Consider the following 18,454-nt stretch of genomic DNA (forward strand, 5'->3'; position numbering starts at 1 on the left):
TTGACATAAATGTACAAAAAAAAGAGAAGCCAAAACTGACTTCTCTTTTTTAATATTTTGATTTTAAAAATCTTACATGTGGATTGCTCTTTTTCCTGTAGCGTCCAAAGCAGCTTCTTTTACAGCTTCTGCGTAAGTTGGGTGTGCGTGAGACATTCTTGTTAAGTCTTCTGCACTTGCACGGAATTCCATTGCAGTAACACCTTCTGCAACCAAGTCAGCTGCTCTTGCACCAATCATGTGGAAACCTAAGATTTCGTCAGTTTTAGCATCAGCTAAGATTTTCACGAAACCATCAGTATCACCAGACGCACGGCTTCTTCCTAAAGCTCTCATTGGGAAATTACCAACTTTGTACTCAACACCAGCTTCTTTCAATTGCTCTTCTGTTTGTCCAACACCTGCAACTTCTGGCCAAGTATAGACAACACCTGGAATTAAGTTGTAATTGATGTGTGGTTTTTGACCAGCCAAAGTTTCAGCAACGAAAACACCTTCTTCTTCCGCTTTATGAGCCAACATTGCACCTTTGATAACGTCACCAATTGCATAGATGTTTGACACGTTTGTTTGAAGATGGTCGTTTACTTTTACTCTTCCTCTTTCATCAAGCTCAACACCTGCATTTTCTAATCCAAGTCCAGTAGTGTAAGGCTTTCTACCTACAGAAACCAAACAATAGTCTCCTTCGAAAGTTACATCTTCACCTTTTTTGTTTTTAGCAGTAACTTTTACGCTATCGCCATTTCTTTCAACACCAGAAACTGCTGTAGAAAGTTCGAACTTCATACCTTGTTTTTTCAAAACTTTTTGAAGCTCTTTAGACAAAGATCCATCCATTCCTGGAATAATTTTGTCCATATATTCAACCACAGTTACTTGAGAACCTAATCTTAAATAAACAGAACCTAACTCAAGTCCGATAACACCACCACCAATTACGATTAGATGTTTAGGAATTTCTTTTAAGTTAAGAGCTTCTGTAGAAGTGATTACTCTTTCTTTATCGATATTGATGAATGGCAACGAAGATGGCTTAGAACCTGTTGCGATAATCGTATATTTTGACTCGATAGATTCTGTAGAACCATCGTTTTTAGTCACTTTAATTTTTGTAGCAGATTCAAAACTTCCTACACCTTCAAAAACAGTAATTTTGTTTTTGTCCATCAAGAAGCTGATTCCTTTTGTAGTTTGCTCTACCACACTGTTCTTGCGCTCAATCATTTTAGCCAAATCTACTTGAGGCTCGTTGATGATAATACCGAAATCTGCAAAATCGTGTTTTGCTTTTTCGAAATGCTCAGAGCTGTCCAAAAGTGCTTTGGATGGAATACATCCAACGTTAAGGCACGTTCCACCCATTGTTGGGTATTTTTCGATAATTGCTGTTTTGAAACCCAATTGCGCCGCACGAATTGCAGCAACGTATCCACCAGGACCAGAACCGATTACGGTAACATCAAATTGTGACATTATATATTTTTTATGTTAATTACTTATTTAAGCGTTACAAATTTAAAGATAATATACAGCATCGCCAACTGAGATATATCAAAATTTTGTTAAACCTGCGATAAATGTTATAAATTTCCTAAAACTTGCTCGTATTTTTTCATAATGATGTCTTTCGAAAATCTTGAAAGAATAGAATTTCGAATCGAATTAACATCATGTTCTTGTTTTAAAATTTTTAAAATATCTTGTGCAAAATCTTCGTGGTTATCAATATCCGAAACTTCACCATTAATACCTTCTTGCACGATTTCGTTGATGCCGCCAGGACAATTATTGGCTAAAGCAAAAGTTCCGCAAGCGCCAGCTTCCAACAAAACATTTGGAAAACCTTCGTAACGAGACGATAAAACGAACAAATCCGCAAATTTTAAAAACTGATAAGGATTCTCTAGTCTTCCATGAAATGTTACATTTTTAAGACCAAGAAGTTCTTTCATTTCGTGGAGCATTTCTTTGTCGCGCCCATCACCCAAAATGTGAAGCAAAATATTTTCATTTTTTAATCTCGAAAATACTTTCAATAAATTATCAAAACCTTTTCTCGAAGAAAGATTTCCGATGGCTACAACGTTTTTAAAATTGGTTTTAAAACTTTCTGGACGTTGAGAAGATTTTAGTTTTTCATCAATAAAATCAAAGTCAACGGGGTTATTTATTTTGACGATTTTATTGGATTTAATATCAAAATTTTTGAGTAAATCTTTCGCCATATCATCGCTTTGACAAATGATGTTTTTGTAACTATTATAAAATTTATAAAAGAACTTAATTTCTTTTCTGGTAACGTGTTCCGAAACTACATTGGTTTCTCTCGCGATGAATTTCGTTTTAGGAAAAAGCTTAATAAATAAGGATAAATACGCATTAACCTCACCAAATCCAGAAAAAACAATATCGGGTTTTCTCTTTCGAATTTCTTTAAGAATCGGTCGAATCGAATGTCGAATGCGTTCTGTATTAAGGTCGATAATTTCCACATCACTTTTCACATATCGCAAATAGCCGCCTTCTTTACGTAAAAGCATGATTTTTGGCTCAAACTTTTCACGTGGAAGATGGTTAGCAAGCGTCATCACAATGCGCTCGGCACCGCCAGTTTCCAAATCGGGAAGAATGAATATGATTGAGATTTTTTTCATCATTCCAAAGATAAAAAAATAAACGCTCTACTAGATTAGTAAAGCGTTTATTTAATATTTTAAAACAAATTAGTTAGCTACATCGCTAATAAATTTAATTCTTAACATTCGGATTTCTTCATCAGAAAGGTCATCGCCAAATTCGTCCGTCAAAACTTTCATCGAGTCGCTTTCAGAATCTTTCATAAATTCCATAAATTCTTCAACAATATCTTCATCAAAATTATCTTCGATGTAGTAGTTAACATTCAATTTAGTTCCCTGATATACAATCGCTTCCATTTCTTTAAGAAGCTCATTCATTGTTAAATTTTTGGCTCTCGCAATATCTTCGAAATCTAATTTTTTATCCGTATTCTGAATAATGAAAACCTTGTGACTCGCTTTGTTAGCAACTTGTTTCAGAACCATATCTTGCATGCGCTCTATATTATTTTCTTCAACATATTTCTTGATGAACTCCGCAAAATCTTTACCGTATTTTTTTGCTTTGCCTTCGCCAACACCATAGATTTTAGCAATTTCTTCCAAACTCGTTGGATATTGCACCGTCATATCTTCCAAACTCGGGTCCATAAACACCGTGTACGGCGGAATTCCTAATTTGTGCGCCACTTTCTTGCGAAGCTCTTTTAACTGCCCAAACAAAACTTGATCTAGTCCACCACCAATTTGCACTTGCACTTGCTCAGATTCGGATTTTTTGGTTTGTGCCAAATCATATTGTCGGTCTTCTGCAATAAAGAATTGCTCTTTACATTTGCCTTCTAGCATTTCGTTGCCTTTTGCAGATAACTTTAGAACGCCGTAAGTTTCAATGTCTTTTTTAAGATATTCTTGTACCGTCGCTTGGCGAATAATGGATTTCCAATAGTTGTCGCTTTGGTCCTTCCCGATTCCGAAAGCTTCAGATTTTTCAAGTTTGTAAGATTTGGTAACCGCAGTTTCTTTTCCTGTAATTATAGAAATCAAATCCTTGGTACGGAATTTTTCACCCAAATCTTTTATCAGTTTTAAAACAAAAATTAGGTCTTTGGTAGCTTCAATTAGATTAGGAGGATTTACCGAATTATCACACATTTTGGCACCATTACCTTTTACAGGATCAAATTTTTCACCAAAATAATGCAACAAATATTGACGACGGCTCATCGAAGTTTCTACATAACCGACAACTTCATTCAACAATTGAAGTCCGATTTCGCGTTCAGAAACTGGCTTTTGAGCCAAGAATTTTTCAAGTTTTTCTATATCTTTTGGATCATAAAATGCCAAACAATAACCTTCGCCGCCATCTCTGCCAGCTCTACCAGTCTCTTGATAATAACTTTCTAAAGATTTTGGAATATCATAATGAATAACAAATCGAACGTCTGGCTTGTCAATTCCCATTCCGAAAGCGATGGTTGCGACAATAACGTCAACTTCCTCCATCAAGAATTTGTCCTGATTGGCAACTCTCGTTTTTTGGTCAAGTCCCGCATGATAAGGCAACGCATTAATGCCATTAACTTGAAGAAGTTGTGCAAACTCCTCTACTTTTCGACGGCTAAGACAATAGACAATCCCAGATTTACCTTTATGCTGGTTGATAAATTTTACAATTTCCTTATCAACATTAACTTTTGGTCGGATTTCGTAGAACAAATTGGCTCTGTTAAAGCTTTCTTTAAAAACCAAAGCATTGTTCATTCCCAAAGTTTTCTGGATATCATCCTGCACTTTTGGCGTCGCAGTCGCTGTTAAAGCCATCACTGGCACATTTGCAATTTTATCAATAATACCTTTTAGATTGCGGTATTCTGGGCGGAAATCGTGTCCCCATTCCGAAATACAGTGTGCCTCATCTATCGCTACAAAAGAAATTTTGACATCGCGAAGAAAATCAACATACTCTTCTTTAATCAAAGATTCTGGTGCAACATAAAGCAATTTTGTTTTCCCTGATTTAATATCGTCAAAAACTTGCTTGGTTTGCGCTTTATTAAGAGACGAATTAAGAACATGCGCCACGCCACTTTCTTCCGAAAGCCCATTAACAGCATCTACTTGATTCTTCATCAATGCAATTAGCGGCGAGACAACAATTGCTGTACCTTCCGAGATTAATGCCGGCAATTGATAACAAAGCGATTTTCCACCGCCCGTTGGCATCAGTACGAAAACGTCTTTTGAGTCTAGTAATGTTTTTACTATCTCTTCTTGTTGACCTTTAAATGTTGAAAAACCAAAGTATTTTTTTAACTCCTTTGATAAGTCGATGTTCTTTGTATCCATCCTTTAGTTTTGTTTACTAAATTTGCACAATAAATCAAAAATGACTTCAATTATTAAAGAATAACATTTTTGCTAATCTTTAAAAGCTTAATAGCTGACTTGATGTACTAAAGTTACTAAAGCTTATTGAAAATTCCAAAAGTCTATTTTTTTTGGGAACGTGAAGATAGCAAATTTTATGATGATTCTAAAATAAAAAATGAAGCTTAATAAATAAGTAATATGAATCTCCTTTCACTAGCCAAAGATGCCCTATCCATCGAAATTGCCGAGCTCGAATCGCTTAAAAATAGACTTGATGATAGTTTTGTAAAAGCGGTTGAAAACATCAATGCAGCCACCGGAAAACTTATCGTAGTTGGTATTGGTAAGTCCGCACATGTTGGTAACAAAATCGTGGCAACCCTCAATTCTACTGGGACGCCAGCCCAATTTCTTCATGCAGCAGAAGCCATCCACGGTGACCTAGGTGTAATCCAAAAACAAGATGTTGTGCTTTGCATATCGTATTCTGGAAATTCGCCCGAAATCGTTAACCTGCTTCCATTTTTAAAAGATTACTCATCTTGTTTAATCGGTATGACAGGAAACCCCGAAAGCAAGTTAGGAAAAGCCGCGGACATCATCCTCAACACGCATGTTGACAAAGAAGCTTGTCCTAACAAGTTAGCGCCAACAAGTTCTACAACGGTACAAATGGCTTTGGGTGATGCGTTGGCAGTTTGTCTTATGGAGCTAAAAGATTTCAAAGACATTGATTTTGCAAAATTTCATCCAGGAGGAAGTTTAGGAAAAAATCTAACGGCCAAAGTGGAACAATTTGTTTCGCAAACCAAACCCGAAGTTAATCCAGAAGCGAGCATTCGTGACGTTATTATTTCGGTGAGCGCTTCCAAACATGGAATAACTGTTGTCACGGAAAACGGAAAAATTCTAGGTGTGATTACCGACGGCGATTTGCGCAGAATGTTGCTAAATCAAGATGATGTTTCTAAAGTTCTTGCTAAAGATATTATGAGCAAAAATCCTAAAAACATTGACAAATCGGAACTTGCCAAAGAAGCGATGTATATTCTTAAAAGTAATAATATCGGACAGCTTATTGTTACGGATAATGGACAATATTTTGGAATAATTGATTTGCACAAACTTCTAGACGAGGGCATTATTTAGAATTAACAGAAAAGTCATATAAAGATTTAATTTTAAAATAGTTAATTTCGCAGTCACAAAAATTGCATTAACAGGAACAAAATTAATGAGCGAAGAAAAAGAAATGTCCTTTCTAGGACACGTTGGAGAGCTTAGATCGCATCTCGTAAGAGCAATTTTAGCCATTATTGTAGGCGCTCTGATTGTCGGATTCAATATTAACTGGATTATGGACCACATATTTTTTGGTCCAACCAACAATGATTTCCCGACCTTTAGAATCATCAACCACTTTTCGAGAATGTTTACAGGGCATGATAGTATACATCTTCCAAATACCTTTAAAATTCAGCAAAAGCAATTGTTTCAACAATTTAATGTGATGATGGCAGTTTCCATTTTCGGTGGAATTATCATTGCATTTCCTTACATTATTTATGAGATTTGGCGTTTCATCAGCCCTGCCCTTTTACCAAATGAAAAAAAGAACTCACTTTTTTATATCAATTCGATTTGGGTTTTATTTATTGCAGGTGTTTTGACAGGATATTTTCTGATTTTGCCTTTAGCTATTAACTTTGGTTTATTATTCAGTGTTTCGCATAACATTGTCCAATTGTTTGACCTTAGCGATTACACGACTTTGTTTTTGCAAGTTGTTATGGGAATGGGCGTTGTATTTTTGTTCCCGATTATCGTTTACATTTTGACTGCAATCGGAATTTTAACACCAAAATTCTTAAAGACCTATCGCCGTCACGCAATTGTATTGATTATGGTGGTTGCTGCAATTATAACACCAGCCGACGTACTAAGTATGATGGCTGCTGCAATGCCACTCTTGCTGTTATATGAATTCAGTATTTTGATGTCAAAATATGTTTATAAAAAAATTGAAAAAGAAAAAAGTCGCGAGTTGACAAAAACTTCATAACAAACGAAAGCTACAATTAATCTTGTAGCTTTTTTGTTGGTATAAAACTTGAAGCCTTACTTGCTTTTTAAAATAAGAAGTATGGAAATCACGCTAAAGGAAATTTTAGAATACGATATTTTAACGCTGGGCAAATATTCCTTGTCCGTCTATCAACTTATCTCATCTGCGGTTATTGTTATTGTTGGGATGAGTATTACAAAACTTTTCCGAACCTTTATCTACAAGTCAGAACGAATCGATGTTGGGAAAAAATTTGCATTCTCGCAGATTTTAAAATATTTAATAATCCTCATTACAGCTATTTTAGCATTCAAATCAATTGGGGTTGACGTATCGCCATTTTTAGTCGGTGGAGGCGCCATTTTGGTTGGTATTGGTCTTGGTTTGCAAAACTTAATCCTCGATTTTATTTCTGGAATTATTATTTTGCTGGATCGAAGTATAAAAGTAGATGACGTTGTAGAAATCGAGGGCGTTGTTGGAAAAGTGCAACAAATCAATATCCGAACATCGACGATGTTAACCAGAGATAATAAAACGATGATTATCCCAAATTCCATTTTGACGAAAAATAAACTGGTAAACATGAGCTACGATGATGATAGCTCGGGCTTTAGTATTTCGATTGGTGTTGGCTACGACTCCGATGTGCAAGAAGTCATTATGCTTATGGAAAATGCTGCAAAGTCTCATCCAGAAGTCATGCATGACAAACCTATTGTTGCAAGATTAATGAATTTCGGTCAGTCAACTTTGGATTTTAGTTTATTTTTTAACACCAAATACCTCTTTAAAGCAGAAGCCATAAAAGGCGATATTAGAATTGATATTTTGGAAAAATTTCGTGCCCATAATATTGATATTCCTTATCCGATTAGAACGGTTTACACATCGAATATTAAATCAGCTTCACAGCAGAATCAAGCTTAAGCTTTTACAATCTCTTTCCGAATTCTGCTAAGGGAAGTATCGGTTATTCCTAAAAATGAAGCGATAAATTTTAATGGAACTGTTTGCAGAATCTGAGGTTTTTCTTTGATTAGTTTTAAATATCGATTGGTCGCACTTTGGGTAATCATGTCCAAAGAACGCTGTTTCACAGTAAATAATTGATAGGTAAACCACAATCTTCCCCATTCGGCAAAACCTGGAATGGAGCGAAAAACTTCCTGAAAATCATCGTATTTAATTTCCCAAACTTCACAATCAGTTAAGGCTTGCAAAGTCTCTTGCGAAGCAACTTGTTGAAACAAAGAACTTGGGATAATCACAATATCGTTGTCGATAAAGAATTCGGTTGTAATGTCATTGTTGTCCATATCACGAACAAAGGCTCTGACAACGCCTTTTTCCAAAAGGTAATAAGCATCCAAAACATCACCTTCTGCCAAGATAATATCATCTTTAGCATAAGTTTTTTTCTTGTGAAAAGAAGCAATCTGCTTGATGTCTTCTTCGTTTAAAAGAAAGTGTTGGTAGGTATTTTGGAAGATTTCCGAATTCAAATTGAAGACAATTAATGTTTGATAATTTCTTTGACAATTCCGCCTTGTGGTTCGCGTACCGTTTGCGTGAAGATAAAGGCTTTTGGGTCGATTTCGTGAACAATATTTCTTAGTTTTCTTACTTCTAACCTAGTTACAATCGTGAAAATAATATCCACTTCTGCACTTTGCTCAAAAGATTCTTTCATAAAACCTCTTTCGCCTTTGTACACGGTAATTCCACGATTCAAAGTTAAAACCAAAGCTCTTTTCACTGCTTCAGGATTACTAGACACAATCGTCACACCAGTATAAGCTTCAATCCCTTCTATCACATATTTGGTCATTTGTCCCGCAATCACATAAGTAAGAATCGCGTACAAAGCAGTTTCTGTTTTTAGGAATAAAGCAGCGATGATGAAGATAACAATGTTCATCCCCAAAATAATTTCGGTGATGCTAAAGCTGCTACGTTTTAACGTCATTAAAGCCAAAACCTCCATTCCATCGAAAGTTCCGCCACCACGCATCGATAATCCAATGCCGATTCCGAGGAAGAAACCACCAAACATCGCCACCAATAATTTGTCGTGCGTCATTTCTGGAAATGGTACAAAATATAGTGTTAGTGCGATTAAAACAATAGTTAACGCCGAACGAATGGCAAAATGTTTTGACACTTTAAAATAAGCCAAAAGGATAAATGGAATATTGAGTAAAATAAGAAGTAAACCCAAATTCCAACCTTTGACTTCATGAATTAAAAGCGAAATCCCCGTTACACCACCATCCAAAAAATGGTTGGGAACGAGAAAACTTTTCAGTGCAAAGCTTGCGGACAAAACGCCCAAAATAAGATAGATTACATCCGAAATTGAAAAAAGTGAATGGTTATGATGCGTTTCTGCCTGCATTTTTCGGTAGTCGTTTAGATTTTAGATTTAATAATAGCCAGGTTTTCAGCTTTTTTGGCTGCACGATTTTCAATCGCAGTTTTGGTAAAATAATGGTGGTTTTCCAAGAAACGTTCTTGTAGAAGATTCCAATCGCGCTCGCTGGAAATAATCCCGAACATCGCCAATTCTTCGTACAATTTGTTTCCAATGCTAAAGAAATCATCGCGTCCAAGATAGTCCAAATCCGCATCTGCAAGGATTTCTTCAAAATGATTGGTCGGCGATTGCGGAATTTTAGTTGCCATAATCATCCCTTTAATCTGGTCGATTTTCTCTTGGGAATAACCATGCGATGGCAAATATTCCTGAGCGATTTCACAAGATTTTTCTTCGTGATCTTTAGAACCATACAAAAATCCCGTATCGTGGAAAAGTGCCGCCGTTTCTAACAAAACCAAATCTTCCTCCGAAAGACCTTCGGCTTCGCCAATCTCGCGAGCAGCGTTAATTACGTCCTCAATGTGCGATACGCTGTGGTACGACAAATGTTTCGGCAACTTGTTCTGAAGCTCCGACAGAATTATGTTTTTTACCTCTTGATAATTCATCCTTCAAATATAATTGAAATTGTGACTAAATACTATGCTTCAACAAAATACATTTCCATTTCACCTTTTCCTTTCACAGAAATCTGTCCGCGGTAAGTGGTTGCGAAATCTTCTTTTACTAATTCGTATGTATTTTTTGAAATATTAATTTTTCCTTTCTCGCCCGATTGTTCCATTCTGGCAGCTGTATTTACGGTATCGCCCCAAATATCGTAAGCGAATTTCTTTACTCCAATAATTCCGGCAATCAAAGAACCCGAATTGATTCCGATTCGGATATCCAGTGCATGCTGACTTTCTTTTTTACGATTTTCAATAAAATTAAGAATATCAAATGCAGCTAAAACAGCATTTTGAGCATGTCTCGGATCTTCTTGTGGCAATCCACTTACTGCCAAATACGCATCGCCAATGGTTTTAATTTTCTCCAAATTATGTTTTTCCATAATCATATCGAAAGCGGTAAAGCATTCATTTAATTCTTTCAACATGGCTTCAGGACCAATCTCTTCTGATTTCTTTGTGAAACTCACAAAATCGGTAAACAAAACCGAAACTTCATCATAAAAATGCGCCTTTGAACTTCCTTTTTCTTTAAGTTCTTCGGCTACTTCTTCTGGCAAAATATTTAACAATAAATTCTCTGATTTTTGCTTTTCCAATTGTAATTCAGCGGTTCTTTCTTCTACTTGTTTTTCAAGAATTTCATTTTGATTTTGAAGAATATTTTGTTTCTCTTGCTCTTGCTTTATCGTTAAATCCGATAGTCGATTCACCTCTACCAATTGTTTTGTTAATCCTACATTGGTCGCTGCAAATTGCCATCCCAAATACGCCGAAATAGAAATAGGAAAACTAAACAAAATCAACAAAATTACATACTTATAATTAACACCTAGAAAACCTGTACTAAAATTATAATTTCCTCCTCCTAAAAATAAACCTATGATAAAAATAACAATAACTCCAAAAAAAACAAGGATTCCACCGCCAACAATAAAAGCGGATTTTTCTTTTCTCAACATGGCTCGAACAATAAGAATAAAAGATTCGAATCCTACAAAAACCATGTATGAAATGAGAAGTAAGCCAGCCCAATTGGGGTCTTTTAAAACTACAAGACAAATAATTCCAACAACAGGAAATATAGATGATATATAAAAGCGACGAATCTTTTTGCCAAAAAGTGAATTTACAAATGCTGTTAATGAAAAGCAAAATGCCGCAAAACTAACATAAAACCAAAAAACGTAATCATTAATTTTATTTGGATCTTCAATTTGATACAACAAAACAACCAAATAACTCATCACAGCTATAGAGAGGTTGTATATCCCAAAGTACAAATTGTAAATCGCTTTACGATAAAATAAAAAAAGTAATAAATGGATAAAACCTAATGCCAAAAATATTCCCGAAATAAGCATTGTAAAAGAGAAGAAAGTTTTGTTCTCCTTCATTTTTTTTGCAACAAGCTCATTCGCATCACTAAAAAACAATGAGAAGCCACTTCCGAAATTTACAATAGCGCGTTTTTCATTTTTATTCACTTCTTGAAAACGAACAGCCACAACGTGGGTTAAAGTATCCGAAATCGTTATAATATTAGGAATTGTTTTTCTGATTTGATACACAGGTTTTTTAGCGTCTACTTTCCCCAGAGTTTCAAACTTTTTTCCGTCCAAATAAATTTCCGATGCGCCGTTCTGGGTTACATTTAAAACAATTGGTTTATTTGCCATGGTAGGCGTCAGTTTGAAATAATAGCGCAACCAATATATTTTAGGACGCTTATCCGATTCTTCATCCGATAGATACTTCCAAGAAGTATCGTCAAAATCTTTAGTTGCATATTCAGGACGATCATCTGGACTATACTTCCAAACTTTTTCGTTAAGCATCGCTGTCCACTCATTGTTGACAGAACCATCAATAACTTCAGGTTTATCTTTGTTGTTTTGCGCAAGAACAAAAGCCTGAATAAGAAGCATTACTACAAAAATACTTCCTTTAAAAAATCTATAAAATCCGAATGTTTTTTCCAAAGTTGTAATTCAAAAAATAAATTAAATTCTTTCAACAAAATACATTTCCATTTCGCCTTTTCCTTTCACGGAAATCTTGCCACGATAAGTGGTCGCGAAATCATCTTTTATCAATTCGTATGTATTTTTAGAAATATTGATTTTCCCTTTTTCGCCCGCTTGTTCCATTCTGGCAGCCGTATTAACCGTATCTCCCCAAATATCGTAAGCAAATTTCTTCACCCCAACAATTCCTGCGATCACTTGTCCAGAGTGAATTCCTATGCGTAAATCCAAAGCATGTGGACTCACTTTTTTACGTTCCTCAATAAACTTAAGGATATCCTGACTCGCTGCGATGGCATTTTTTGCGTGATCTTTATTAGTCGTTGGAAGTCCGCTCACCGCGAGATACGCATCGCCAATAGTTTTAATTTTTTCCAAACCATGTTTGCCCATAATATTGTCAAATTCGGTGAAGCAAACATTAAGTTCCGCCAACAATTCCTGAACACCAATCTTCTCAGAAGCTGCTGTAAAATTGACAAAATCGGTAAACAAAACCGAAACCTCATCATAATACTTCGCTTCGGATTTTCCTTTTTCTTTAAGCTCTTGCGCAACTTCTTGCGGAAGAATATTCAGCAACAAATCTTCGGATTTCTTTTTCTCCGCCGCGATTTTAATGCCGTCTTTTCTTTTTTGATTGTACGACCAACCTGCAAATCCTAAAAGCAACAAGGCTGCTAAAGCACCGCCAATAGACATATTTCGGATATTCTTAGATTTCGAAAGTTCGGCTTTGGCTTCTGCGTCTTTTTTCGCTTGTTCAGCTTTTGCCACTTTCTTTTCCTGCTCGTATTTTATAGCAACCGCTTTTTGCTCTTCATCGTATTTAATGCTGATTTCACGGCGCTTGTGTTCTTCTTCCAATAACAATCTTTGGCGTTCTTCTTCAGTTTTGGCAGCGGCTTGCTTTTTATCAAATTCGTAACGAAGCGCTTTTAACTCCAACTCTTTTTGAAGCTGAATTCTTTTTGTTTCTTCTTCTAATTTGATTTTTAATTTTTGTTCAGATAATGCTCGTTCTGATTGTACTTCTTCAATACCACGGATATTTTCGGCACTTGTACTTTTATTTTCAATTTCTTTATACTTTTTATAATACGAAAATGCAGATTCGTAATCGCCTAGCATTTCGTCAATTTTAGAATAGTATTCCCACACTGTTGCATCGAAACCTGTATTATGAACAAGCTCGCCCGCAAGAACATCTTTATATCGGTCTTCAATCTCTGATCGTAATGATTTCAAAACTTCTTTTTTCTCCGTTTCACTAGAAAAAGTAGTAGCCCCTTCTTTTATTTGATCTACTTTAATCATTGGCATAAGAAGTTTAGAGAAAGGTTTAATCTGATACGCGCTATTTACGGGAGCCGATTCGAAGGCTTTTTGAGCGAATTCTTGAGCTTTTTTATAGTCTTTCTCTTTAAGATATAATTGTGCAAATAAATAATAAATTCGAGATGTATTTTCGATATTGCCTTGTTTATCATAATACGCTAAAGCATTAGAAGCATAATATTTTGCTTTTTCAAAGTCTTTAAGTTCCATATAGCAAAAAGAACGGATAACGTTAATGTTTGCTACAGTTTCACTACTTTTTACTGGGCTAACATTTTCACCTTGATTTAAAAATTCTATTGCTTTGTTGAAATTTTTCATTTCATATTGCAAAAACCCCATATAATAATAAGGCACATTCCTAAATTCTTTATCATATTTAGTTGAGTAATCGAGGTAATCATTTGCTTTTTTGAATGCTTCAGAATATTTGGTCTGAATAAGATGATTCGATATATTCATCTGAAAAATATTCCTTATCAGAGAAGGTGATATTTTACCTGGATTTTTTTTATTTAACTCTAAAGCTTCATCCAGCAATTTAATTGCTCCCGTCATATCATTTTGCATACTTCGGCTTGATGCTTTTGTCATCAGCAACTTTGCTTTGGAATCAAAATCGTTCAATAATTGAAAATATTTTTCCGCATCTTCTCTGTACTTTCCTGCCGTAGTGGGGTCACCTTTAAGGATATACATTGTAGACAGCGTCATGTACATATTTGCAACTAAAGAATTATTTTTAATTTTTTTACCATATTCAATCAAATCCCAACTGTACGCAACAATACTATCTTTCTGTCCCTCTTTATTAAATTGATTCATCAATGCAAGCTTAGCATCAACTCGACTTTTTTCATCTTTAGCATCTTTCAGCTTTTGACGAAGTTCTGTAATAGCATTAGAGTCTTGAGCAAACGACTTTGGCATTCCTAAAAATGCAAAGAAAATAGCAAAGAAAATTTTGGAGTATAGATTTTTCAAGCTGTATTTTTTCAAAAGACAAAAATAGAAATTTAATCGAATTTATCTTTATTCTTGAGGAAAATTATTGATAAATTAAATAGAATTAAAATACCTTAAAACAATGACAATTGTATTCCGTCTGTTGAAGGTTTTGCATCGCCCATAACCGTCTTACCACCAAATCGAAATGAATTTCGGCGTTCGTCTTCAACAACAGCGTCAAAATCAAAATCAGGTGTAAAGTTCTTTTCAGTTTCGGCAACAATGCGGTGTAGCTTTTCGATTGATTTTAACTTATCCGAATTTCCGAGCTTGGATTTTTCTACTCCTTTTTGTAGAATCGAAATCGACTCATCAAACGTATTAATCGGTACAGGAAAAGGATGACCATCTTTCCCACCATGCGCAAAGGAAAAGCGCGCAGGATCTTTGAAACGCGACGGTGCACCATGAATAACTTCACTAACCAAAGCCAAACTTTGCATCGTGCGAGGACCAACACCTTTTAACAATAACAAATCCTCGAAGTTTTGAGGTTGCAATTCGCGAGTGACATACAGCAAAGCACCAAGCCTTTTCAGATCGACATCTTTGGCAGTGACTTCGTGATGTTGCGGCAGAATTAAATTCGCAAAATCCTGCATAATCTTCTCGGAATTGGTATGTGAAATGTCTAAAATTCCGTTTCGATTGTCTTTAGCATCACTTGCGGTAAGATTGAGAATTTCACCTCGATTAACACCTTGGATCGCGCTGTGAGGATCATCAACAAAGGATTTTAGATTTTCGGAATGCCAATGATAGCGACGCGCTGTTCCATCCGCATCATTCAGACCTTGCTGAATAACCGCCCAACTGCCTTCGTCACTTAAAATAAAATTATGCAAATACAATTGATAACCATCTTGAATTGCTGTGTTATCAACTTTAGCTGTCAATTTGCTCGCTCGGACAAGGCTGTCCGCATTTAATCCAGTTTTATCGGCAATTAGGAGAAGTTCGGATGGCGTTTCTTTAGAATATTTGCCTTTGCCACCGCAAATATAAATTCCCAAATCTTTAGCAATAGGATTAATACTGCGTTTGAGAGCGCCCATCACGGAAGTTGTAATTCCCGACGAATGCCAATCCATGCCCATAACAGCACCAAAACTCTGAAACCAAAAAGGATCAGACAAACGACGAAGCACTTCAGCCTTTCCGTAATCTGCCAAAATAACTTCGACAATGGAAAGTCCCAAAGCAGACATACGTTCATACAACCACGGCGGAACTTTGCCGTAGTGAAGCGGAAGTGTTGCGGTGCCCGATCGTTTCATAGGATTAAAAAACGGCCTACTCATGCAGACCGTTTAGATTTTTATTTAAAGATAAATACTATTTAACTGCTGCTAAAGCATTTTCGTAGTTTGGTTCTTGACCTATTTCTGGAACTTGCTCTGTGTAAACAACATTTCCGTTTTCATCAACCACTACAACTGCACGACTCAAAAGTCCATGAAGCGGAGAATCTTGTAAAGTTACACCATAATCTTCTCCAAAACTTCCTCTGAAGTCCGATAAAGTTTCAACATCGTTAAGTCCTTCTGCAGCGCAAAAACGATTAAGTGCAAAAGGTAAATCGCGAGAAACGTTAACCACAACTGTATTGTCTAAAGAACTTGCATCTTGATTGAAATGTCTTGCAGAAGCTGCACAAACCCCTGTATCAATACTTGGGAAAATGTTAAGAACAACTTTTTTTCCTTTATAATCGGATAATTTTTTTTCGGATAAATCGGAAGCTACCAATGTAAAATCTTTTGCCTGAGTTCCAACTTCTGGAAGATTCCCTACTGTGTGAATTGGATTTCCTTTGAATGTGATATTCGCCATTTTATAGAATTTTAATTCTTGTAAAAATACAGAAAAGAGATTTAAATCTTTATCACGAAAGTTTTAAATTTATCATAAATTTTGCTAGTTTATTCATGGGAATTTATCGCAAGGGAGCCATTATTAATCAATCTATTTTTTTTATCAAAGACTTTTTGTAGTATTATTCAAAAAAAAAGAATAAAACTAATTTTATTCTTTTTTAAAATCTAATTTTTAATAAATTTTTTGGAATATTTATTTTTGTCTGTTACAACTTGTATTTGGTAATTTGATTTAGGCAATGCTTTGATATTAATATGAGTTGCATAACTTTCTGTCATAATTTTTTTCCCGTCCATTGAGTAAATGCTTAAACTTTTTAAATTTTCATTTAAAGGAATCTTAACTGAAATAATTTCTTGAGCAGGATTTGGATAAATTTCTAAAGTTGATTCTTTTATATTATCCACAGCTAAAGTAGCATCTGTTGCAATTGGACGATATTTAAAACTTAACAGTCCCAATCCATTCTGATTAGGAATATAAGGTTGCGCTACTGATGATTGGATTAAATATCCTAAATATGCTGCCCAAGGATTTGCAGAAGTGAAAGATTTGTTCAAATTCAAAATAATCTTATCTCCTATGATAGAGCCACTTGTTACTGATACTGTTTCATCGGAAAAGTAAAATTGGTTTTCAACACCCGCTTGCCAAGTTAAAACACTTGTAGAAGGAACGATTTTTATTTCTATCTGGTTTTTATTGGAATTTGTGAATTTTACAGCGCCTACATTTGGTGAAACAATTCCATTCAAAGATCCAGTATTGTAAATTTCGTAAGCTGCAAGATTATGAAGACTATGTGCAAATTTCTTATACCCATCAATTGTATAATGACACAAATCGGCAGGACTTGTATCTACGCCATTGGTTGAAATAATTTGAGAATTTGGAATTTCTTCTGGAAGTTGACGTAATGCCTCAAAAACTTCAGTATTTTTTGTTACTACACAGCCTTTAATCTGAAAAATATATAGTTTGTCAAAAGCATAATTTTCTTTCCAAGCATTATATAAACTATTAAAAACTGTTTTGTATTGCGCAATTGTGGAATAAGGACTATTATTTTCGCCCTGATACCAAATAATGGCACGAGAAGCTCCTAATTCAGAAGCTTGATATAGATTTAGAAGTTTTCCATAATTGGTTGTTGCATCTGTTGGATTTGCATCATTTCTTTGGAAATACTCAATACTTTGACCTCCTTCTGCCCCATTCATTATTGCTATAGGAATATTTTGACTTGCAGTAAGTTCATCTGCAAAATGATATGCAATGCCACCTAAATACATGTTTGCTATCTTCCATTTGTCAACAGAACTATAGCTTCGTATAAATTGGTTGGTTGCTGTAAACGGTTGTCCAGAACCTTCTGCAACATTCGATTGTCCTTGGATAATATAGGAATCCCCTGCTACAATATTAAAGACAGAATACAAGGTTGTCCCAGTTTGTTCAATAATACGGAACGAATAATTTTGTTTTTCTGCAATAATTGTTTGTTGAAAATTAAAATTTCCAATCCCTCCTGTATAAGTCATATTTTGAGTAATAGAATTATACAAAACATCATTTCTATAGGTTTCTAAAGTTAATTTTGTATACCCAGATGAAGAAGGCACCGTCCCAATAAACTTTACTACAGCAGAGTTTGTAGTTAAATTTCGTGTGAAAAGTTGATTTCCGACAGGTTGTTTCGTAAAAGTAAGTTGAGCAAAAATCAAAGTATTGCAAAATATTGCAATTAAAGTAAAGTAAAAATTTTTCATATTATCATTTGTTTTATCAAACTTACTAAATTCATGCTTCTAAACAAAAATAATTTAATGCTATAAGTACAATTCCCTTATTTTAGAAGCTTGATACTCCATAAAATCGGGAAAAATTCCCAAATGATAATTTTTATTAACTTGCTTCTTCTGTTTTGCCCGAATTTCCAATTAATCTGTTCAGTTCATTCATTTCCTCCTTAGAAATTTCGCGAAATTTTCCATACAGAACGTCCAATTGCAAATTCAAAATTCAAATTCTTTTCAATTTGGTCACTTTACAATCAAGACATTCGCATATACGACGGATTTTGTGTGCGAGTAATTCGGAACGAAAACTTATCGATTTGTTCTACAAAA

The 18,454-nt window shown here is 35.1% G+C and carries 14 protein-coding genes; 3 read left to right on the forward strand and 11 right to left on the reverse strand.

Annotation, left to right across the window (positions count from 1 at the left end):
- Positions 1 to 72: 72 nt before the first annotated feature.
- The 3 genes from lpdA to recQ all read right to left on the reverse strand — a co-directional run bounded on the left by lpdA (position 73) and on the right by recQ (position 4,934).
- Positions 73 to 1,476: a dihydrolipoyl dehydrogenase gene (gene lpdA / locus Q1V95_RS05435; RefSeq protein ID WP_300671284.1), complete on the reverse strand. Its 1,404-nt coding sequence runs from the start codon at positions 1,474 to 1,476 to the stop codon at positions 73 to 75.
- A gap of 107 nt (positions 1,477 to 1,583) precedes the next feature.
- The gene (locus Q1V95_RS05440; protein ID WP_300671379.1) at positions 1,584 to 2,657 is read right to left on the reverse strand and encodes a glycosyltransferase; all 1,074 of its coding nucleotides are present in this window, start codon (positions 2,655 to 2,657) and stop codon (positions 1,584 to 1,586) included.
- 69 nt (positions 2,658 to 2,726) lie between these two features.
- A complete protein-coding gene (gene recQ, locus Q1V95_RS05445; protein WP_300671286.1) occupies positions 2,727 to 4,934 on the reverse strand; it encodes a DNA helicase RecQ in 2,208 nt (735 codons plus the stop codon).
- Between the two features lie 213 nt (positions 4,935 to 5,147).
- On the opposite strand from recQ, the gene Q1V95_RS05450 reads away from it, so the two are divergent.
- The 3 genes from Q1V95_RS05450 to Q1V95_RS05460 all read left to right on the forward strand — a co-directional run bounded on the left by Q1V95_RS05450 (position 5,148) and on the right by Q1V95_RS05460 (position 7,953).
- Entirely contained in the window at positions 5,148 to 6,107 is a 960-nt protein-coding gene (locus Q1V95_RS05450; protein ID WP_300671382.1) for a KpsF/GutQ family sugar-phosphate isomerase, read from the forward strand.
- A gap of 85 nt (positions 6,108 to 6,192) precedes the next feature.
- Positions 6,193 to 7,020 (forward strand): twin-arginine translocase subunit TatC, encoded by an 828-nt coding sequence (tatC, locus tag Q1V95_RS05455; RefSeq protein ID WP_300671288.1) that lies wholly within the window; start codon positions 6,193 to 6,195, stop codon positions 7,018 to 7,020.
- 81 nt (positions 7,021 to 7,101) lie between these two features.
- On the forward strand, positions 7,102 to 7,953 hold the full coding sequence (locus Q1V95_RS05460; RefSeq protein WP_300671291.1) for a mechanosensitive ion channel domain-containing protein: 852 nt from the start codon (positions 7,102 to 7,104) through the stop codon (positions 7,951 to 7,953).
- Here Q1V95_RS05460 and Q1V95_RS05465 read toward each other — a convergent pair.
- The 8 genes from Q1V95_RS05465 to Q1V95_RS05500 form a co-directional block, all read right to left on the reverse strand.
- Positions 7,950 to 8,528, reverse strand: a complete 579-nt coding sequence (locus tag Q1V95_RS05465; protein ID WP_300671293.1) for a Crp/Fnr family transcriptional regulator — start codon at positions 8,526 to 8,528, stop codon at positions 7,950 to 7,952. The genes Q1V95_RS05460 and Q1V95_RS05465 overlap by 4 nt on opposite strands.
- An 11-nt stretch (positions 8,529 to 8,539) precedes the next feature.
- Positions 8,540 to 9,421 carry a YitT family protein gene (locus Q1V95_RS05470; protein WP_300671296.1) on the reverse strand — a complete coding sequence of 294 codons (882 nt, stop codon included), beginning with the start codon at positions 9,419 to 9,421 and terminating at the stop codon, positions 8,540 to 8,542.
- A gap of 14 nt (positions 9,422 to 9,435) precedes the next feature.
- Complete coding sequence (locus Q1V95_RS05475; RefSeq protein ID WP_300671299.1) at positions 9,436 to 10,011, reverse strand: HD domain-containing protein; 576 nt, start codon at positions 10,009 to 10,011, stop codon at positions 9,436 to 9,438.
- 32 nt (positions 10,012 to 10,043) lie between these two features.
- Positions 10,044 to 12,056, reverse strand: coding sequence for an adenylate/guanylate cyclase domain-containing protein (locus Q1V95_RS05480; RefSeq protein WP_300671302.1), 2,013 nt, complete (start codon positions 12,054 to 12,056; stop codon positions 10,044 to 10,046).
- Between the two features lie 21 nt (positions 12,057 to 12,077).
- Positions 12,078 to 14,423: an adenylate/guanylate cyclase domain-containing protein gene (locus Q1V95_RS05485; protein ID WP_300671305.1), complete on the reverse strand. Its 2,346-nt coding sequence runs from the start codon at positions 14,421 to 14,423 to the stop codon at positions 12,078 to 12,080.
- 95 nt (positions 14,424 to 14,518) lie between these two features.
- Entirely contained in the window at positions 14,519 to 15,724 is a 1,206-nt protein-coding gene (locus Q1V95_RS05490; RefSeq protein ID WP_366143271.1) for a DUF763 domain-containing protein, read from the reverse strand.
- 58 nt (positions 15,725 to 15,782) lie between these two features.
- A complete protein-coding gene (gene tpx, locus Q1V95_RS05495) occupies positions 15,783 to 16,280 on the reverse strand; it encodes a thiol peroxidase (protein WP_300671311.1) in 498 nt (165 codons plus the stop codon).
- A gap of 209 nt (positions 16,281 to 16,489) precedes the next feature.
- On the reverse strand, positions 16,490 to 18,094 hold the full coding sequence (locus tag Q1V95_RS05500; RefSeq protein WP_300671313.1) for a sialate O-acetylesterase: 1,605 nt from the start codon (positions 18,092 to 18,094) through the stop codon (positions 16,490 to 16,492).
- Positions 18,095 to 18,454 lie beyond the last annotated feature (360 nt).

Source organism: Soonwooa sp., assembly GCF_030151385.1.
Taxonomy (GTDB): domain Bacteria; phylum Bacteroidota; class Bacteroidia; order Flavobacteriales; family Weeksellaceae; genus Soonwooa.

Bases quoted from the DNA above. Each gene is read 5' to 3' on its own strand.
- lpdA (WP_300671284.1), bottom strand. From the start codon at position 1,476: ATGTCACAATTTGATGTTACCGTAATCGGTTCTGGTCCTGGTGGATAC.
- Q1V95_RS05440 (WP_300671379.1), bottom strand. From the start codon at position 2,657: ATGAAAAAAATCTCAATCATATTCATTCTTCCCGATTTGGAAACTGGC.
- recQ (WP_300671286.1), bottom strand. From the start codon at position 4,934: ATGGATACAAAGAACATCGACTTATCAAAGGAGTTAAAAAAATACTTT.
- tatC (WP_300671288.1), top strand. From the start codon at position 6,193: ATGAGCGAAGAAAAAGAAATGTCCTTTCTAGGACACGTTGGAGAGCTT.
- Q1V95_RS05460 (WP_300671291.1), top strand. From the start codon at position 7,102: ATGGAAATCACGCTAAAGGAAATTTTAGAATACGATATTTTAACGCTG.
- Q1V95_RS05470 (WP_300671296.1), bottom strand. From the start codon at position 9,421: ATGCAGGCAGAAACGCATCATAACCATTCACTTTTTTCAATTTCGGAT.
- Q1V95_RS05475 (WP_300671299.1), bottom strand. From the start codon at position 10,011: ATGAATTATCAAGAGGTAAAAAACATAATTCTGTCGGAGCTTCAGAAC.
- Q1V95_RS05490 (WP_366143271.1), bottom strand. From the start codon at position 15,724: ATGAAACGATCGGGCACCGCAACACTTCCGCTTCACTACGGCAAAGTT.
- tpx (WP_300671311.1), bottom strand. From the start codon at position 16,280: ATGGCGAATATCACATTCAAAGGAAATCCAATTCACACAGTAGGGAAT.
- Q1V95_RS05500 (WP_300671313.1), bottom strand. From the start codon at position 18,094: ATGAAAAATTTTTACTTTACTTTAATTGCAATATTTTGCAATACTTTG.